The following is an 18,654-nucleotide window of genomic DNA, read 5'->3' as shown; positions in this document are numbered from 1 at the left end:
GTTGCCTGCCCTACGAAACACCATCTAGTAGAAACGACACGAATGTTTACAATAGACGCCCATCTTGATCTGAGCATGAACGCGATGGAATGGAATCGCGATCTGCGCCAGCCGGTCGAACGCCTTCGGGAACGTGAACGGGGTATGACCGACAAGCCGGATCGGGCGAAGGCTACCGTTTCGCTGCCCGATTTGCGCCGGGGTAATGTGGGTCTGGTCGTGGCTACGCAGATTGCCCGGTACGTCGCCCCCGACAATCCACTGCCCGGCTGGCAGTCGCCGGAGCAGGCATGGGCACAGACGCAGGCCCAGCAAATCTGGTACAAAACCATGGAAGAAGCGGGGGAGATGGTGCAGATTCGCGATCTGGCCAGTCTGGAGAACCACCTGACGCTTTGGAGTAACGATGAACCAAACGATGGAAAACCAGTCGGTTATATCCTGAGTCTGGAAGGAGCCGATTCGATCATTACTCCGGCCTACGTAGAACGCGCCCATGCATACGGGCTGCGGGCTATTGGCCCCGCTCACTACGGTCCGGGTCGATACGCGCAGGGCACCGATGCCACGGGGTTTATGGGCGCAGCAGGCCAAGCATTGCTTCAGGAAATGGAGCGGTTCAACATGATTCTGGATGCTACCCACCTGTGCGACGATAGTTTTTGGGAAGCGCTGGACTACTTCAGCGGACCGGTCTGGGCAAGCCATAATAACTGCCGGGCTCTGGTGAACCACAACCGTCAGTTCAGCGACGAACAAATTAAGGAATTGATTGCCCGCGATGCGGTCATTGGGGGAGCTCTTGACGCCTGGATGATGGTTCCAGGCTGGGTGCGCGGTCAGTCGACACCCGAAGGAACGAACTGCAATCTGGCGGTGATGATTGATCACCTGGACCATATTTGTCAAATTGCCGGAAATGCCAATCACATCGGCATTGGCTCGGATCTGGATGGTGCGTTCGGCAAGGAACAGTGCCCCTACGATCTGGAAACGATTGCCGACTTACAGAAAATTCCTGATCTGTTGCGTCAGCGGGGGTACACTGAACTGGACATTACGAACGTCATGCACGGCAACTGGCTGCGTTTTCTGCGCAAGGCGTGGGCGATTACGTAATATGGATTTTCTTATGTAGAGACGCAATCCCTTGCGTCTCATACGCGCCAGCAATATCACGCGTAAGCAATAGGCGCGTTTAAGTCTGATTTGTAAGTGTAATGTATTGCTGACGCGTATGAGACGCAAGGGATTGCGTCTCTACAAAAATTATCCGGCCATAAGCCCGATGCCATAAATACGTTTGACCTTTTCCCGCGACCGTTTCAGGCGCATTTTAACGGCACTATCCTTCAAGTTGAGCTGCTCCGCAATCTGGCGGATGTCGAGCCCGTCCTGGTATTTCAGTCGCAGGATCATGGATTCCTCTTTTGGTAAGGCATTCATCACCCGGTTGAGGTGTTGCAGGTTATCTTCCAGATCTTCTGAGTCATCGGCGCTTACGTACTGGCTCGTTTTTGCATCCTGCTCGGTATCCGCATTCATGTCGTCTTCCAGCGACGTTGTTGTCAGCCGCTTGCCAAGCCGGATCTGATCCATGCAATAATTATAGGAGATCGAATACAGCCAGGTCGAAAAGGTAGAGCGCTCTTCAAACTTATCCAGCCGGGAAAACATCTTGATGAATATATCGTGCGTGAAATCCTGGGCTTTTTCGGAGTCTTTGGTTAATGAAAGGCAGCGATTGTAGACTTTACCGACGTACCGGTTATAAAGCATTTCGAAGCAATCGTTGGGGTTGGTTGTCAAATACTGCCGGATTACTTCTTCGTCGTTCAATTTACTTTTCATGGCTGGAGCAGTGAGTAAAGCAGAAACGAGGTTTAGTGCAGTGGTTTTCGTTTCCTTTTGACAAAATTGTGACTGTTAACCGTCTTTATTATCGGAAATTCGATGAACTGTAGCTTTTGCCCGTTTTTTGGCATAAATAAGTATTTGCAGTTTGGATTAATGATTTATCCTCCAGAATAATAATATATTTGTTACTAAAATATATCTACTAATAGGATAAGTTTATCTCTAGTTTCCATGAAAGGAATTGTGTTTACAGAGTTTTTGGAAATGATCGAAACTAAATTCGGTTATTCGTTAGTAGATCAATTATTGACCGAAACAGACCTACCGTCAGGCGGAAAGTACACTGCCATTGGTACCTACAATCATGGCGAAATGGTGACACTCGTGACCAAATTAAGCCAGCATACCAACATTCCGGTACCCGATCTGCTTCGGGTGTATGGACAGTACATGTTTGTTACCTTCACGAAAAAGTATCGCTCCCTGATCGACCGGTCCGATTCTGCGTTCAGCCTCCTCCATTCCATCGATCATCATATCCATGTCGAAGTGAGGAAGTTGTATCCGGATGCGGAATTGCCGCATTTTACTGTAGAGCAAGTGTCTGATCGTCAGATTTATATGTACTACACGTCAGAGCGAAAACTGTCCGACTTTGCGCTTGGTCTGATGGACGGCTGTTTCGCTCATTTCGGGGAAAAAGCAACAATCCGAAAAACGAATCTGGTGGACGACGGCAGCAAAGTACTCTTTGATATCGTGAAGGAATGATACACAACAACGATATCGGTCTACTGAAACGACACCTTGACCGCGAAAAGGCGGCCAGGCAAGAGGCTGAACTGATCTTAGAAAAAAAAGCGCTGGAACTCTACGATGCCAATGAGCAGCTTCAGCATCTGAACGATAATCTGGAACAACAGATCCGGGATAAACTGGCCGAACTTCGCGAGAGCGAACAGCGGTATCGTCAGGTTATCGAGTCGGTTCAGGACATTATTTATAAGGTTGGGCCCGATGGCATTTTTACGTTCGTCAGCTCGGCCGTCGAAAAAATGCTTGGGTATAGCGAACAGGAATTTGTCGGCAAACATTTCACTGATATTGTCGCGCCCGGTTACCGAAAAAGCCTCCTGGAGTTTTATCAGACGATGCTGATCGAGCGGAAAGACAGCTCGTATAATGAGTTTCCGGTAGTGGCTAAAGACGGGCGTATTGTCTGGATCGGCCAAACGGTTCGGCTTATCGAATCGGGTAGTGATGTGGTCGAACTGGTGGCGGTTGCGCGTGATGTGTCGGACCGAAAAAAAGCCGAAACAGAGCTACAGACAACCCAGAGCCGATTATCGACCCTGATTACCAGTCTGCAATCGGGTGTGCTGGTAAAAGACGAACAGCGACGCATCATTCTGGTCAATCAACTGTTCTGCGATCTGTTTGAGATTGAACAGAGTCCACAGCAATTGATCGGGACGGACTATTCGCAGTCGACGAATACGTTTAAGCAGCTCATGGAAGACCCGGAAGGGTTTGCCCATCAGGTTGAGCGGCTGATTCAGAATCGGCAGGCGACGACTGGTGAAGAAATCCGGATGATGAACGGACGAATCCTGGAACGGGATTATGTCCCCATTTTTCTGGGTGATCAGTTCATGGGCCATCTATGGAAATACAACGATGTTACCGAAAAGTATCTGGCACGGGAGCGTATTCGTCGAAGTGAAGAAAAATACCGGGGTATCATGAATAATATGGAGCTGGGTTTGCTCGAAGTCGATAATGATCAGACAATCGTACGTTCGTATGAGCGCTTCTGTAAGATGGTCGGTTATACCGAAAGCGAACTGATTGGTAAAAAAGCCACGGACTTTCTGGTAGTGCCCAGCTACCTGAGCGTTCTGGAACAGCAGCAGCGGGAACGGCAAAAGGGGAATGCCGGTTCCTACGAGTTGCAGTTGAAAAAGAAAGACGGCAGCCCGGTCTGGGTTCTGGTGAGTGGCGTACCAATTCTGGACGAAGCGGGCTCAATCGTTGGCTCGATGGGCATTCATTATGATCTCACGGAGCGCAAGCATCTGGAAGAGGAACTGGAACGGGCCCGGCTGATTGCCGACGATGCCCGACAGGCCGAAAAACAGTTTCTGGCGAACATGAGCCATGAGATCAGGACTCCGCTGAACGCCATCATCGGCATGTCGCACCTGTTGTTCGATACCCAACCCACAAACCAGCAGCGGGAATATATCGATATCTTAAAAACATCCGCTGATTTTTTACACAGCCTGATCTCTGATTTACTTGATATGACTAAGATTGAAGCCGGACGTATAGAAATGCATGCCCGACCGTTCGACCTGAGTGGCCTGCTGCGGTCTGTTCAGAAAGTGTTTGATATGAAACTTCAGGGGCGTTCCATATCGGTCGATGTGATGCTGGATGCCCGAATTACCGGTGATTTTATCGGTGATGATGTGATGCTGAACCAGATTTTGATGAATCTGGTGGGCAATGCCGAAAAGTTTACTGAAGAAGGGAGTATTCAGATCATGGCCCGGATCAAAAAGCAGGATGGCCCGACGAACTGGATCGAATTTTCGGTGATCGATTCAGGCGTTGGCATTCCGGAGGAAAAGCTCGATGTGGTCTTTCAAAAGTTCAAGCAGGTGAATCCGCAGGGACACAAGCACAAAGGCACCGGGCTCGGCCTGGCTATAACCAAAGAACTGGTTGAAATTCAAGGCGGCACCATTTCGGTAAGGAGCACCGAAGGGGAGGGGAGCCAGTTCACGTTTACGCTGCCATACGCCAGAAGCGACAAGAAAGTCGAAGCGGAACCGCAGGCTCCCAACAGTGCGTCGGTCGACGATGCCCTGAAGGTCTGCCACGTGCTGGTCGTTGAGGACAACCTCATGAACCAGAAATACTTATGTAGCCTGCTCAACAAATGGAAGATTCCGTTTACGCTGGCGATGGATGGTAAACAGGCCGTCGAAGAAGCGAAAAAACAACGGTTCGATGTTATTCTGATGGATATTCAAATGCCGATCATGAATGGCTACGAAGCAACGGTTGCCATTCGGAGTACCCACAATCCAAACCAGCACGTACCCATCGTGGCCCTGACGGCATCGGCCATGCTCGATCAAAAAAATATAGCCGAAGAAGTGGGTATGGATGACTTTTTGACGAAGCCATTCGAACCCGTTCAACTCCGTACGCTGCTACAGCGGTACGCACCCGTCGGCCTTGATACCGAGGCTGAAAACGTACTCGATCAGGAGCGCCTGACACAACTCTACGGCACTGACCGCGTCTACGCTGCGGAGATGTTCGAAACGTTTCTGAACGATGTGGTGCCCGAACTACTTGAACTGCCTGCTGTGTGTCTCCTACAGGATCGAACCGTGTTGGCGCAGCAAGTGCATAAATTAAAGCCAACATTTGGGATGGTTGGCCTGTCGATGCTGGAACATAAAATGAACAGCCTGGAAGATAAAGTAAGACAAGGTGTCGATGGTAAAACGCTGGAAATAGACTGTAGGGATATCGTGGCGAAGGTGAACGAACTGATTCCGGTTTTGCAGAAAGAAAAACAAAGATTTACCCACTCGTAGGCTATGGCGTTGACTTGTATTATTGTTGAAGATGAGTCGATGGCTCGCAAATCGTTACAGCGGCTTTGCGAGCAGCATGGGTCATTGGATGTTTATGGTGTTTTTAATAATGCGACGGATGCCCTGGTGTTTCTTACCGAACAGATGGTCGATCTGATCTGGCTCGATGTCGAAATGCCGGGTCTGTCGGGATTTGATTTGCTGGAAAAGCTCTCATCGATTCCCTTTGTAGTCCTGACAACCAGTAAAGAAGAATACGCGTTCGATGCGTTTCAGTACCAGGTGACGGACTATCTTAAGAAACCGATCACACTACCTCGCTTCAATCTGGCCGTTGAAAAAGTACTGGAACTGAACAGACGTGTCCTGCCAAATTCAACGATAAAGCGGAAGGAAATATACATAAAGATCGACGGTCGCTATGTCAGGCTACCCTTCGAGTCGATTTGTTACGTCGAAAATACCGGCGACTACGTTAAAATTCATACGGCTACCCAAATGCACATCGTTTACACAACGATGAAATCGCTGGAGGAAAAGCTGGACGGTCAGTTCCTGCGGGTTCATCGTTCCTACATTGTTCACCTGGATAAGATCGTTGATATTGAAGAGAATACGCTGGTTCTCAACAATAAAGTCATTCCGATTAGCCGTGCCCACAAATCAGCGCTGATGAATCGGCTGAATCTACTCTGAAAACAGAACCGATTCATGGTGAGTTGGTGTCCGACACAGACAAGCCCAGGTAAAATCAGTTTTGGTGCCAGAGTCCAATTGGGCGCTCTGGAACGGACCACTACCTGATTTTTGTCTAACCGGGTTGGAATTCATTCCGCGAATTGCGACGTTTGCCGCCGTTCTCCTTATCGTCTGTTTCGTATGAATGACCCTACATTAGCCCGCCTGTTTCCTCAAAACGAGTCGGCCATCCCGGCTGACTACCGTATCGAACCGATTCATCAGCGCGAATACCTGATCAATGGTGAGATGCGCCAGTGGGATGGTGCCGTTTCTGATGTTTATTCACCAATCGGTATACCCGCCGAAGACGGGACGCTGCAACGCACGCTCGTCGGTAGTTTTCCGGTTACGACCGAAAAGGAAGCCCTCGAAGCGCTGGAGTCCGCCGTCAATGCCTACGACAATGGTCGGGGTGAGTGGCCGACGATGTCGATCGGTGAGCGTATTCAGTGCATGGAGACGTTTATCGGCAAAATGCTGGAAAAAAGGCAACTGGTTATTAACCTGATGATGTGGGAGATCGGTAAGAATCTGGCCGACTCCGCCAAGGAATTCGACCGTACGGTCAAGTACATTTATGACACCATCGATGCGCTGAAGAACATCGATCGTGCCAGTTCCCGATTTCGCATTGAAGAAGGCATCATCGGGCAGATACGTCGGTCACCGCTGGGCGTGGTGCTAGCCATGGGGCCGTTCAACTACCCGCTGAATGAGACGTACACGACGCTCATTCCGAGTATTCTGATGGGGAATACCATCCTGTTCAAGACGCCCAAACATGGGTCGTTACTGCATTATCCGCTGCTCGAAGCCTTCCGGACCAGTTTCCCCAAAGGTGTTGTCAACTCGCTCTACGGTCGGGGTGCTACGGTCATTCCGCCCGTTATGAAGTCGGGGAAAGTCAACGTGCTGACGTTGATCGGGTCGAGCCGGGTTGCCGATGAGTTGCAGCGGTTTCACCCGAAACTCAACCGGCTCCGGTCGGTCATGAGTCTGGATGCGAAGAATGCGGCTATCATTCTGCCCAATGCCGACCTTGATGTGGCGGTAAAAGAATGCCTGCTCGGATCGCTTTCGTTTAACGGGCAGCGTTGTACCGCGATCAAAATCATCTGGGTGCATCGCTCCGTTGCCGATGAGTTTCTGCGTCGCTTTGGGCCGGAAGTAAGCAAATTAAAAACCGGCATGCCGTGGGATGCCGGGGTTCAGATTACACCCATACCCGAACCGACCAAACCCGATTACCTGGCGGAGTGCATCCGCGAAGCACAGGCCGGGGGCGCCACGATCATCAACGAGGGCGGGGGCGAAGTAGCCGGATCGCTGTTCAGACCCGCTGTCGTTTACCCCATTGTGGAGGGCATGAAACTTTACCGGGAAGAACAGTTCGGCCCGGTCGTGCCCGTCATTCCCTACGACACCATCGAGCAGCCCATTGAGTACATCATCACGGCGGATTACGGTCAGCAGGTGAGCATTTTCGGAACCGATACCGACCAACTGGCCGACCTGATCGATCCACTGGTCAACCAGGTAAGTCGCGTCAACATCAATGCGCAATGCCAGCGCGGGCCGGATACGTTTCCGTTCACGGGTCGCAAAGATTCGGCTGAAGGAACGCTGTCGGTAGAGGATGCGCTTCGCTCGTTCTCCATTCGCACCGTTGTTGCCACCAAAGATACCGACGCCAACAAAAGCATCCTGAACGACATTGTTGGCAACCATAAATCCGAGTTTCTGAGCACCAACTTTATCTTTTAACTGGGTGAACGAGTAATTGAGTGATTTGTGATAGAGCGAACGAGTGATTGAATTTTGGGTATTGGCCGGTAAATTATGATTGGGCTGAATAGTGAAGAAGAAATAGTATAATTTACCAACCAATACGCAGCACCAATCGCTCTATCACTAATCACTCTTTCACTTATTCTCTCCCTCCAATCCCTAAACGAACAACAATGGGCCTTTTTGATTTTATCCGTAATGAATTCATCGACGTAATCGATTGGGTAGATAACTCCACCGATACGGTCATTTATAAATTTCCTGATAACGGCAACGATATCAAATACGGGGCGCAACTGACCGTCCGTGAATCGCAGGTGGCTGTTTTTCTAAACGAAGGCAAACTGGCCGATGTGTATCCGCCGGGCAGGTATGAACTCACCACGCAGAACATGCCGATCATGACGACACTGAAATCCTGGAAATACGGTTTCGAATCGCCGTTCAAGGTCGATGTATATTTCGTTTCGACGAAGCAGTTCACGAACCTGAAATGGGGTACGCAAAACCCGATCATCGTGCGCGATCCTGAGTTCAAACAGGTGCGGGTGCGGGCATTTGGTGTGTTTTCGCTGCGCGTGACCGATGGCGGCAAGTTCATCCACGAATACGGCGGTACAACCCCCGTTGTCCGGATTAGCGATCTGGAAGAGCAGCTACGGACGGCTATTGTCAGTAAATTTTCCGATACGGTGGCCGAATCGAATACGTCGGTGCTTGATCTGGCGCGTAATTATCAGGAACTGGGGGAAAAGATGCGCCCGATCTTGCAGGATGATTTCACCGCTTATGGGCTGGAACTGACCCGGTTTTACATCGAAAATACCAGTTTGCCACCAGAGGTTGAGGCTTTTCTGGACAAGACAACCCAGATGAACATGGTTGGCGACATGGCGCGTTTTCAGCAGTTTCAGGCGGGTGTATCGCTCGAAAAAGCCGCCGAATCGGGTGGGGCCGGTGGCGCTGCCGTGCTGATGGGCGGTTTGGGTAATTTTATGGGTGGAGCCAGCGCCCAGAACGCACCGCAGCCTGCCGGTGATGATAAAGCCAAAACCATGGAATTATTAAAGCAACTTGCTGACCTCAAGACCGCTGGCGTACTGACGGAAGAGGAATTTGCCGCCAAAAAAGCCGAACTGCTGGCCAAAATTTAACGATTTATCCCACGGTGGTCAGCGTATGCCTAATCCTGTACCGACCACTGTAACCCTGATAACCCCAAAACGATCTGTACTGAATGCCACCAACCGATTTATTTCGGGTACCCTGTCCAACCTGCGGGTCACAGATGCGCTTTTCGGCCGAAAAACAGCAATTAAGTTGTGATCATTGTGGCGGAACACAAGCCATTCCGTTCACTAAAGAGAAACTGGAGGAGCGTCCCCTGAACGGGTATCAGGTGGAAAATCAGTTGCTGCCCAATGCGCCGACGGAAGAAAAACGCGTGTTTGCCTGCCCCAACTGCGGAGCCAGGACTACCGTTAATTCCGACGTGCCAACGATTACCTGTGCCTTCTGCGGTACGAAAAATGTCAACCCGGAAGCGCGCAAAACCCGGTTGATCGAACCGGCTGGCGTATTGCCCTTCCGGATTTCCCATGAGCAGGCGATAGAGCGATTCCGAAGCTGGGTGGGTGATGACTTTCTGGCTCCGTCCGATCTGAAAGCGGGGGCTATGCCCGACAATTTTCGGGGCATCTACATTCCCTTCTGGACCTTCGATGCGCAGGCTTACTCAAACTGGCAGGGTGAGGCCGGGTTTCATTATTACGTGACGGTGCAGGTCCCCGATGGCAAAGGTGGAACTATGAACCAGCAGGAGCAACGCGTTCGATGGGAGTCGCGGAGTGGTTCGCACGCCGGTTTCTACGACGATATACTGATCATGGCCTCGAAACAGCTGGAGAGTCAGACCGATACGGTAGCCGAAGCCAGTAGCTACACCCTGACCGATGTGGTTGACTACGACCCGCGTTTTCTGTTGGGCTGGGACGCCGAAGTATACAGTATCGATCTGCCCGAGAGTGCCCGCCAGGCCGAAGCCAACATTCACGAACGTGAAGAAAACGCCTGTGCGTCGGAATTGGGTGGTGATGTGCAGCGGGGGCTTCGGGTGGATACTCAATTGAGCGATCAGACGTTCAAGCACATTCTGTTGCCGCTCTGGATTTGTGCCTATATGTACAACGGAAAAGCGTACCGTTTTCTGGTGAACGGGCAAACGGGTCGTATTGCGGGTGAACGGCCTAAGTCGGCCTGGAAAATTGCGTTTCTGGTGGCTGGTATCCTTTTATTGATTCTGTTTTTCTACGCGATAAGTAAAAAATAACCGCCTACCCGCTTGCTGGAAGCTACTACTATTACCAAAAATTACGGGTCGCTGACGGCGGTTCACCGTGTATCGTTACGCCTTGAACCAGGGCAGATACTGGCGCTCGTTGGGGCCAGCGGTTCGGGGAAAAGCACCCTGCTGAGTATACTGGCGGGTCTGACGGACGCTGATAGCGGGGAGGTTCGGCTCAATGGTAGTCGGGTGCCCGGACCCGCGGAGGTGCTGGTGCCCGGTCATGCCGATATCCGGCTTGTCCATCAGGAGTATCAACTCATGCCGAATGTGTCAGTTCGCGAGAACATCGCCTATGCACTGCGCTTTTTTGAAACGAACTACCGCACCTATCGGGTCGATGAACTGCTGAGACTGTGCCGACTAACGGAAGTACAGGACCGACTGCCGCGACAGGTGTCGGGGGGTGAAAAACAGCGAACCGCCATTGCCCGTGCCATTGCTGATAAGCCCGCCCTGTTGCTGCTCGACGAGCCGTTCAGTCACCTCGACCTACCCAATCGACTCCTGGTGCGCGATCTGCTCTTCGATCTGGTTCGTCACGAAAAAACGTCCTGTCTGTTCGTGACCCACGATGCCAGCGATGCCTTGTCGATTGCCAGCACGCTGGGCATTCTACGCGATGGACGATTGATTCAGTTGGATGATCCCAAAGCGGTTTATCGTCAGCCAAATACGGCCTATGCCGCCCGCATGACTGGCCCGGTCAATGTGATCAAGGCTAAACATTTACCCGCACTAGGTGTAACCACGAGCGATAATCCGGATAGTTTACTGTGTTTACGACCCGAACAGATTCAATTGGACGAGACGGGCGTACCGGGCACGATACGGGCTTTATTTTTCAAAGGGAGCCACTACGAAATTGAGGTAGACATCTCGCGATACGTCTGTTTACGTATGCTGTCGACCCGCGATTATTTAGGCGTTGGACAACAGATACAGATCCGGGTGGCTGCTGAATCGCTCTGGAAACTCCAACGCTAACTTTTGTCAACTCTGTATGCCGTTCCGTGTTGTACGGGTAAACAAACCAGACAACACGTTATGAAAAGGCCGGAAAGTGAGGGCGAATGGAAGACGGACACAGGGCAGGGCCCCGAAAAACCGTTCCTCGTTAGTGAAAATGACGACGATGTCGACGCATCAGGCGTTGATGACAAATCGACCGGTATGGGCGATGACGATTATCTTGGTAAAACGAACCGGGACGATAAGGAAGAAGACAACTAAGTCGTGTTGCTCTCAATACAAAGGGGCCGCTCTCCATCGCAGAGAGCGGCCCTTTTTGTTATAGATGGAGTCAGTTTTGTGAACCCAACGCATCCGGTCTGGGCGTGGAGACTGCTGACTACAGTAATCGCTTGATCAACTGCTCGACCGAAATACCTTCGGCTTCGGCTTTGAAGTTCCGAACAACGCGGTGGCGAAGAATGGGTAACGCAACCGCCCGTATGTCCTCGATGTCCGGTGAATATTTACCGTTCAGCAGCGCGTTGCATTTAGCCGCTAAGATCAATGCCTGCGATGCCCGTGGACCCGCGCCCCATTCCAGATACTGGTTTGCATCCGAAGACGCCATCTCCGTATTGGGACGGGTTTTATGGACCAGCGTAACCGCGTATTCGACCACGTTGTCGACCACCGGCACTCGACGAACCAGATGCTGAAACTCCCGGATTTCTTCGCCCGTGATCACTTGCTGTACCTGGTAGCGCTGATCGGAGGTGGTGCTTTTTACAATATCCAGCTCCGATTTGTAGGACGGGTAGTCCAGGTAGATATTGAACATGAACCGGTCCAGCTGTGCTTCCGGTAGCGGATACGTACCTTCCTGTTCAATCGGGTTTTGCGTAGCCAGCACGAAAAATGGACGGCCTAAATCGTATTTCTGGCCGGCAATGGTGACGGAGTATTCCTGCATTGCTTCGAGCAGGGCCGCCTGTGTTTTGGGCGGAGTCCGGTTGATCTCATCGGCCAGAATAATGTTCGCAAAAACCGGGCCTTTGATAAATTTGAAATTCCGTTCCTGATCGAGCGTCTCAGAACCCAGGATGTCCGAGGGCATCAGATCGGGCGTGAACTGAATGCGGTTGAAGTCAAGATCCAGTGCGCCGGCAATCGTCTGGATAAGCAGTGTTTTCGCCAGCCCCGGTACACCAACCAACAAGCAGTGCCCCTGACAGAAAATAGCCGTCAACAACAGCCGTACCGTATCATCTTGCCCAATAACAACCTTTGAAATCTCTGCTTTTAGTTTCCTGTACGAGTTAGTGAGGGCTTCCGCAGCCGCAACGTCCGATGAGTAAGGCACAATAAAGAAGTTAAAGAGTTTACGTTTACAGTTCCCGATTCCGAGCCTGGCATTGCAAGTTAACCGAAAACTGTAAACCTCAAAACGAAAAACTATTCGTTGCCGCTCCCGTTGACCGAAGCCGCACTATTCTGCGTGGTACCAAAAATGCGGCAGCTTTGAAATTCTGGATCGACCGTGATGTATACATCGGCAACCGACTTGCGAAACCACTCATCGATGGCGCGGTTCTTTTTGTTGGACAATACGATCGTTTGCAGTTTCTCGAAATCAATCTTGAAGTCGGCCGTATGGGGCGCTACTTTGCTCTTGAAGTACAACAACCGCACCGCGCTCTTACCATCTTCGGTACGATAAGGCAGCGGAACCGAAATTTTTCCTACCTGCATCGTGTCCAGCATCTGGAACATGGCGTATTCCATCGTACCGTCCATGGCCAGGCGGCTGCTTCCCGATTGTGGATCGCGAATCAGACCACCCGCATCGGCGGTAGCCTTGTCTTCCGAAACGTCGTGGGCCGCTTTGTCAAACTTGATCGAGTCCGCTGCAACCAGCGTCCGAAGGCTATCCAGAAAACGGGTTGGTCCGGTCATGTCCAGCCGGTTGTAATCCGGACGAAGCAAAATGTGCCGGGCGTGGTATTCCGCACCGCGAGTTTCCAGCAGCTGAATGAGGTGAAGACCGAAATCGGATTCAACTACGTCAGACATTTCGTTCGGTTTCAGTTTCAGGGCCGCTCCTTCGAAGGGAGCTACCATGGCCCCCCGCTTGGCAAAACCGAGGTCACCACCGTTCTGGGCAGAACCAACGTCTTCGGACGTTTCTTTCGCCAGTTTGCCGAAGTCTTCACCTGCCTGCACACGTTTTTTGATATCGAGCAATTTCTGACGCAAGACGTCTTTCTGTTCTTTGGTTGGCTTGGCAAATCGCACGATTTGACCAACTTCAACGTCGGCCGGCATGTAGGGAAGGCTGTCTCTCGGAATGGCATCGTAGAACTTCCGAACGTCGCGGGGGGTAACCTTCACGTCGGTCGTGATCTTCTGCTGCATCTTCTGCACAACTTTCTGGTCTTTTACCTGCTGACGCAATTCGCTTTTCAGCATTTCCAGACTTTTGCCGTACGCTTCGATGATGTTTTTGTCCGAACCGAACTGCTGAACCATGTACTGCATCCGCTGATCGAGTTCGCTGTCCACGATTTTTTCATCGACCACCACGGAGTCAATCTCGGCTTTCGCCAGCATCATCTTGTTGACGACCAGACTTTCCAGTAACTGACATTTCTGGGGAGGAGTCTGATTCTGACCTACATACGATTGGTAGGCCTCTTCAAGGTCGGACCGAAGCACATAATAGTTGTCGACCTTCGCAATGATTTTATTCAGGCTGACGCCTTGTCCCTGGCCGAAAACCGGTGCGGTCAGAAACCAGCCCAGTAAGGCGATGCAAGCGCTACAAATTACTTTTTTCATGATCTAAATATACGCACAGAACGTAAAACGCCCTGACTTTTAAGGAAATTTAAGAGGATGTCCACTGCGCATTGGCTGTTTGCCGCTGGCTGTTGGATACTGAACTCAGGATAAGGATTTCGTCTGTCTGCCAGTCAACGCCCAGGGCAAACAGCTGGCGTCCAATGTCCAAAATCCAGCAACTACTTCGTTAATTTCCGGATTTCGTCTTCGTTGACTTTTACCGGATACGTTTGCCGGAGCTGGGTAATCCATTGCTTTTCCAGCACGGCCTGATACTCGTTGATGACCGCACCTCGGGCTTCGGCAAATGTTTTGGCCCTGGCCTGATCAACGCGGCTGATCGTGACAGAAACGGCTTTCCCGCCCCGGTTGAAGGTTGTCGTCCCTTCTTTCCATTGATCAATGGTGTCGAGAAAGGGGTTATCGCCTTCCGCAAAAAGACCTTCCGTAACCGTTACGGCCGGTTCGCCGGAGGACAATGGCTGGCTGCTGTTCAGTGCTTTAGCGACGTCTGCTTTCGCATTTGAAAAATACTGCAACGAAATACGACGCTGGACGGCGGAATTTTTGGCGGCATCGGTTGTACGGCGGGGTGGAGACCCCTGATAATCCTTCTCCGCAATCCGGTTTAGGGAGATACCCGTCTTTACCAGGTAATTCACAACGTTCCGGATACGGCTGGCCGAAACTGAGTCGCGCTCGGTTGCATCGTGGGCCCCCGACACCTCGATCACATAGTCAGGATTGCGGGCCATCGTCACCTGCACATCATACAGACCTTGTCGCTGTTTGTCGGTCAAAAACGTTTGATTCGGATCGTACGTCAGATCAGCGGCTGACCGCTTCAGTTGATAAGGGGCTTTTCCGGCCAGCATTTCGCGCGCCTGTTTCAACAGATCGTCGTTCTGGGCCACAATGATCGTAGCGGCCGCCCGTTCGGGGAAACGGTACTTCGCCTGATTCTGGTCAAAGTACTGTCGTTGCCCCGTCGAGTCCGTCATCGAGCGTTCCCACACGTTTTGTTCCATCACCTGCGACAGCAGAACGCCATCCCGAATTTCGCTCAGCAGGGAACGGAACTCGGGTGATTTTTTGTCCAGGTTCGCTTCTTCGGTGGCGATGAGCTGATCCCCTTCAAACCGATCCAGTAACCGGCGCATCGTCGTTGTGGGCGAACCGATTGCGGTCGAAACGGGCGAAGCCGCTGCTAGGGCCGGATTGCGCTGTGGCTGCTGTTTCTGCCGTACGTAAGCGAAAAACTGGTTGATCGTCACCGGTTTCCCGGCAATCGTCAGTATTGGTTTATTCTGTAAAGTAGGATCGAGGGGTTCCGTGTAGCGCCACTGGCCGCGCAATAAAGTGCTGTCTGCTTTCGCCAGGGCTCCTTCGACAACGGCTTTATCTTCCTGAATTTGATACTCCTTTCTCAGCCGTTGAAGGGTAGCCTGCCGTAAAACATCGGCGCGGGTGTCGGTCATAACGCGTTGGCGCAGTGAAGGGGCGAGGTCAGTATACGACTCTAATCCTTTCCGGTCAATGAGCTTGATGATGTGCCAGCCGTAATTGGTTCGTACGGGTTTCGAGACATCGCCGATTTTGGTCAACGCGTAGGCCGCATCTTCAAAAGCGGGAACCTGCCTGCCCGTTTCAAAAGCAGGCAACAGACCACCATTCGTCCGGGACGTCACATCATCGGATACTTCCTGACATACCACGTCGAATAGTTCGCCTTTTTGCAGTCGGGCGTAGGCGGCATTGATCCGATCCTGAGCCGCTTTCTGACCGGCTTCATCCGCACTCGGACTCAGCCGCACCAGAATATGAGCCACCCGGAGTTTGCCGCGACTTGGCCGGCGATTAGTCACCTTGATCAGGTGATAACCCGCCCGTGACCGCACCGGCATCGAAATCTGACCCGCAGGCGTTGTGTACGCAGCCGTTTCAAGCGGATAAACCAGCGAAAAGGCCGTGAAGAAACCCAGGTCACCCCCATTGGGCGCTGTCTGGAGATCCTGAGAGTTCTCGCGGGCGAGCGAGGCAAAATCCGTACCGGCCAGCGCCTGTTTCCGAATAGATAGGGCTTTCTGGTACGCCAGAAGCGTATCGGTAGGTGCTGCGTATTCACCCACCGGGATCAGAATATGAGCCGCGTTGATCTCTTCCTGCATCCGCTGATAGGCTTCGGCGGATAGCGATTCGACCAGCACTTTGTCCGTCAAATACGACTGCGCCAGTTGCTTGCGGTAGGTGTTCATTTCCTCCCGGAAGGCCTCGGTCGTATCGCGCCCTTCTGTTTCGGCGGCCAGTACCTTCAGCTTGAGGTTGGTGTACAGGTCGAAATAATTCTTTACGTCGGTCCGTTGGGCGGAGTCGGACGAGAACTGATTTTTGGTGAACGACTGGAAAAAATCGTCCGTGGTATACGCTTTGGAACCCAGCGTCAGAATAACGGGCTGCGGGGGTGTTTGCTGAACCACGGGTGCGGTTGTTTTGCAGGCTGTTACAGCAAGTGCCAGCAAGAGACCGCCAGTAAGTTGGCGCATAGCGTCGGAATAGAAAATGGGTTTACGGGGATACGGTTATAGCGAACAAACGATAGGGTTGGTATCCCTTGTAGACTAAAAACCAAGTTTACGCTAAAAACATTCGTTATTGGTAAGCAACGATGCAGCGAAGGTCTTATTGGCGAACGGGTCGAATTTTCACGGTTTTGAGTACAATATCGTAATCGAGCCGGTAGTCGAACGCATCACGCAGGTTCCGGCCCGTGAACACGGCGGGCACATGCACGAGTCGTTGTTTTTTCTTCCGTAGATTCGCTTCGTGAAGCTCAACGCTGCTCTGGCCCAGCAGATCGTCGTCATCGAGGTGATCGACCAGTTGCAGCCCGATGCCCGAAGCCACCAGACCAGCCGCTACGTACTTTAACGGTGTCAAGACTTCCGTTGCCGTGGCGACCAGAGCGGCAGGTCCCGAAACGAGGTTATGCACCCGCCGAACCTTGTCCAGCATGTGCTTCGCCCGGTCGTAATCATCGATTTCAATGAGCACCAGCGACGCCACAATGCGTCCATTGCGGGGCAGTTCCAGGCTGATCGGCAGGGCTTTGGCCGGACCAGCCGCTTTCAGATCCAACTGCTGGCCTTTCTGCATCGATTCGACACCCCAACCGCCGTTGACCACCGAAACCGCTTTGTTGGTCGCGTCGTAGCTGGTCATCGAATAGGCCATCATCAGTTCGTCGCGTCGGCTCAGCGTTTCTTCCAGGTTGACCGCTTTCAGCGAACTAGGGGTCAATTCGGCCATGAGCGACGCTTGCCGCGAACAGCCGGTCAGCGTCGCCATACCGACTGCCAGTAGTAGTAAGTGTAACCGATTCTGCATGATGTTAGTCGATCACTTCGTCAACAACAGACTCGCCCGACGATTGGTCACCACTGGTCCACTGCCAGCGTTCGTGCAACCGGATGCGCCCATCGGGTAACCATTCGGGCGTAGACTGGCAACGGCCAGTCATCAGCTCACCTTGGGTGTTGACGTGCTGATAGCGCATATCCAGCGACTGGTCAGCCTGAACCGTGGCAATCAGAAAGCCCTTCACAATGGCACCACCGCCGTACTCGGCCCAGACGATCTGTTCCTGCTGGTGGTAGTGAAACACCGTGTCGCCACTCACCTCACCGTTGGCGGTGTTCGTGATGGATCGAAATGTTTTGTTGTCGTACATGGCATTCGCTAGTTTAACTCGTCGAGTAATTGGAAATAACGAAGTTTAGCATCGTCAATGGTTGGTAGCCCGTAAGCGGCAAAAAACGTGTCGTTGTACTGATCGGTGTTGAGTTCGTCGGTCAAATCGCGGATACAGAGGGCCAGATCCTGATACCGATCCCCCACACCCAGTCGCCCTACGTCAATAAAACCGCTGAGTGTCCAGTCGTTGAGTATCAGATTGGGCAGGCAAAAATCGCCATGTGTCACCACCAGATCGTCCTGAGCCGGTTGCTCCGCAACGAGTCGGCTTAGTATGGTCTCGGGTGTCTGTCCGCTGTTGGTTTCGTCGAAATCATCGACATCGACCAATCCATGTTGAACGCGGCTGGTTACCGCCCGAAGTTTGGTCGCTGTTCGCTGGTCAAACGGACAGGTGCGTGGGTCAAGTTCGTGCAGCGCCCGCATCGTGACCGCCAGCGTTTCGGTTAGTCGTTCGGGGTTCGTTTTCCAGCGATCATCGGATGCGGGCTGTCCCGGCAATGCCCGAATCAGCAGGTAATCCGTTTCGTCCATCCGTTCGTAAAAAACAACCTCCGGGGCGGGCAGGTAGGCGCGCAACCACGTTAGGGCTTCTGCTTCGACGTTCAACCCGCCCCACGGCTCAACGGCGTTTATCTTCAGGTAAAACGGTTCGGGCCCGTCCAGTCGGAACGTTTGGGCTGACGACATACCTAGACCTTCGGGCTGCCAGCTGGCAAACCGGATAAGTCGCTGTAACGCAGTTGGGAGGGTGTTGATCCACATCAG

Annotated in this window: 17 protein-coding genes; 9 read left to right on the top strand and 8 right to left on the bottom strand. The window is 52.1% G+C overall.

Annotation, left to right across the window (positions count from 1 at the left end; all coding sequences use genetic code 11):
* Positions 1–42: 42 nt before the first annotated feature.
* Positions 43–1,119: a dipeptidase gene (locus GK091_RS14015; protein WP_164039130.1), complete on the top strand. Its 1,077-nt coding sequence runs from the start codon at positions 43–45 to the stop codon at positions 1,117–1,119.
* A gap of 150 nt (positions 1,120–1,269) precedes the next feature.
* On the opposite strand, the gene GK091_RS14010 is transcribed toward GK091_RS14015, so the two are convergent.
* Positions 1,270–1,851: an RNA polymerase sigma factor gene (locus tag GK091_RS14010; RefSeq protein WP_164039127.1), complete on the bottom strand. Its 582-nt coding sequence runs from the start codon at positions 1,849–1,851 to the stop codon at positions 1,270–1,272.
* 237 nt (positions 1,852–2,088) lie between these two features.
* Here GK091_RS14010 and GK091_RS14005 point away from each other — a divergent pair, with 237 nt between their 5' ends.
* The 8 genes from GK091_RS14005 (at position 2,089) to GK091_RS13970 (ending at position 11,577) form a co-directional block, all read left to right on the top strand.
* Positions 2,089–2,628, top strand: a complete 540-nt coding sequence (locus tag GK091_RS14005) for a heme NO-binding domain-containing protein (protein ID WP_164039121.1) — start codon at positions 2,089–2,091, stop codon at positions 2,626–2,628.
* Positions 2,625–5,471, top strand: a complete 2,847-nt coding sequence (locus tag GK091_RS14000) for a PAS domain-containing sensor histidine kinase (RefSeq protein WP_164039118.1) — start codon at positions 2,625–2,627, stop codon at positions 5,469–5,471. The genes GK091_RS14005 and GK091_RS14000 overlap by 4 nt, the downstream gene beginning before the upstream one ends.
* Before the next feature lie 3 nt (positions 5,472–5,474).
* Positions 5,475–6,167 (top strand): LytR/AlgR family response regulator transcription factor, encoded by a 693-nt coding sequence (locus GK091_RS13995; RefSeq protein ID WP_164039114.1) that lies wholly within the window; start codon positions 5,475–5,477, stop codon positions 6,165–6,167.
* A gap of 183 nt (positions 6,168–6,350) precedes the next feature.
* Positions 6,351–7,976, top strand: a complete 1,626-nt coding sequence (locus GK091_RS13990; RefSeq protein WP_164039109.1) for an NADP-dependent glyceraldehyde-3-phosphate dehydrogenase — start codon at positions 6,351–6,353, stop codon at positions 7,974–7,976.
* A gap of 197 nt (positions 7,977–8,173) precedes the next feature.
* Entirely contained in the window at positions 8,174–9,154 is a 981-nt protein-coding gene (locus tag GK091_RS13985) for an SPFH domain-containing protein (RefSeq protein ID WP_164039101.1), read from the top strand.
* An 83-nt stretch (positions 9,155–9,237) separates the two neighbouring features.
* Positions 9,238–10,329 carry a hypothetical protein gene (locus GK091_RS13980; RefSeq protein WP_164039098.1) on the top strand — a complete coding sequence of 364 codons (1,092 nt, stop codon included), beginning with the start codon at positions 9,238–9,240 and terminating at the stop codon, positions 10,327–10,329.
* Between the two features lie 12 nt (positions 10,330–10,341).
* Complete coding sequence (locus tag GK091_RS13975; protein WP_164039094.1) at positions 10,342–11,331, top strand: ABC transporter ATP-binding protein; 990 nt, start codon at positions 10,342–10,344, stop codon at positions 11,329–11,331.
* 60 nt (positions 11,332–11,391) lie between these two features.
* Positions 11,392–11,577 (top strand): hypothetical protein, encoded by a 186-nt coding sequence (locus tag GK091_RS13970; protein ID WP_164034598.1) that lies wholly within the window; start codon positions 11,392–11,394, stop codon positions 11,575–11,577.
* 118 nt (positions 11,578–11,695) lie between these two features.
* Here the strand turns inward: GK091_RS13970 and GK091_RS13965 are convergent, their stop codons facing one another.
* The 7 genes from GK091_RS13965 to GK091_RS13940 all read right to left on the bottom strand — a co-directional run bounded on the left by GK091_RS13965 (position 11,696) and on the right by GK091_RS13940 (position 18,651).
* The gene (locus GK091_RS13965) at positions 11,696–12,658 is read right to left on the bottom strand and encodes an AAA family ATPase (RefSeq protein ID WP_164039087.1); all 963 of its coding nucleotides are present in this window, start codon (positions 12,656–12,658) and stop codon (positions 11,696–11,698) included.
* Positions 12,659–12,750: 92 nt separating this feature from the next.
* On the bottom strand, positions 12,751–14,133 hold the full coding sequence (locus tag GK091_RS13960; protein ID WP_164039084.1) for a peptidylprolyl isomerase: 1,383 nt from the start codon (positions 14,131–14,133) through the stop codon (positions 12,751–12,753).
* A gap of 49 nt (positions 14,134–14,182) precedes the next feature.
* Entirely contained in the window at positions 14,183–14,305 is a 123-nt protein-coding gene (locus GK091_RS29830; protein ID WP_262889186.1) for a hypothetical protein, read from the bottom strand.
* Between the two features lie 10 nt (positions 14,306–14,315).
* Positions 14,316–16,679 carry a peptidylprolyl isomerase gene (locus GK091_RS13955; protein WP_164039081.1) on the bottom strand — a complete coding sequence of 788 codons (2,364 nt, stop codon included), beginning with the start codon at positions 16,677–16,679 and terminating at the stop codon, positions 14,316–14,318.
* A 136-nt stretch (positions 16,680–16,815) separates the two neighbouring features.
* Positions 16,816–17,520 carry a hypothetical protein gene (locus GK091_RS13950; RefSeq protein WP_164039078.1) on the bottom strand — a complete coding sequence of 235 codons (705 nt, stop codon included), beginning with the start codon at positions 17,518–17,520 and terminating at the stop codon, positions 16,816–16,818.
* A 4-nt stretch (positions 17,521–17,524) separates the two neighbouring features.
* On the bottom strand, positions 17,525–17,863 hold the full coding sequence (locus GK091_RS13945; protein WP_164039075.1) for a n-acetylglutamate synthase: 339 nt from the start codon (positions 17,861–17,863) through the stop codon (positions 17,525–17,527).
* An 8-nt stretch (positions 17,864–17,871) separates the two neighbouring features.
* On the bottom strand, positions 17,872–18,651 hold the full coding sequence (locus GK091_RS13940) for an APH(3') family aminoglycoside O-phosphotransferase (RefSeq protein WP_164039070.1): 780 nt from the start codon (positions 18,649–18,651) through the stop codon (positions 17,872–17,874).
* Positions 18,652–18,654: the final 3 nt, after the last annotated feature.

Origin of the sequence: Spirosoma agri, assembly GCF_010747415.1 — a bacterium.
GTDB classification, from domain to species: domain Bacteria; phylum Bacteroidota; class Bacteroidia; order Cytophagales; family Spirosomataceae; genus Spirosoma; species Spirosoma agri.
This window is presented reverse-complemented; position numbering and strand designations above follow the sequence as displayed.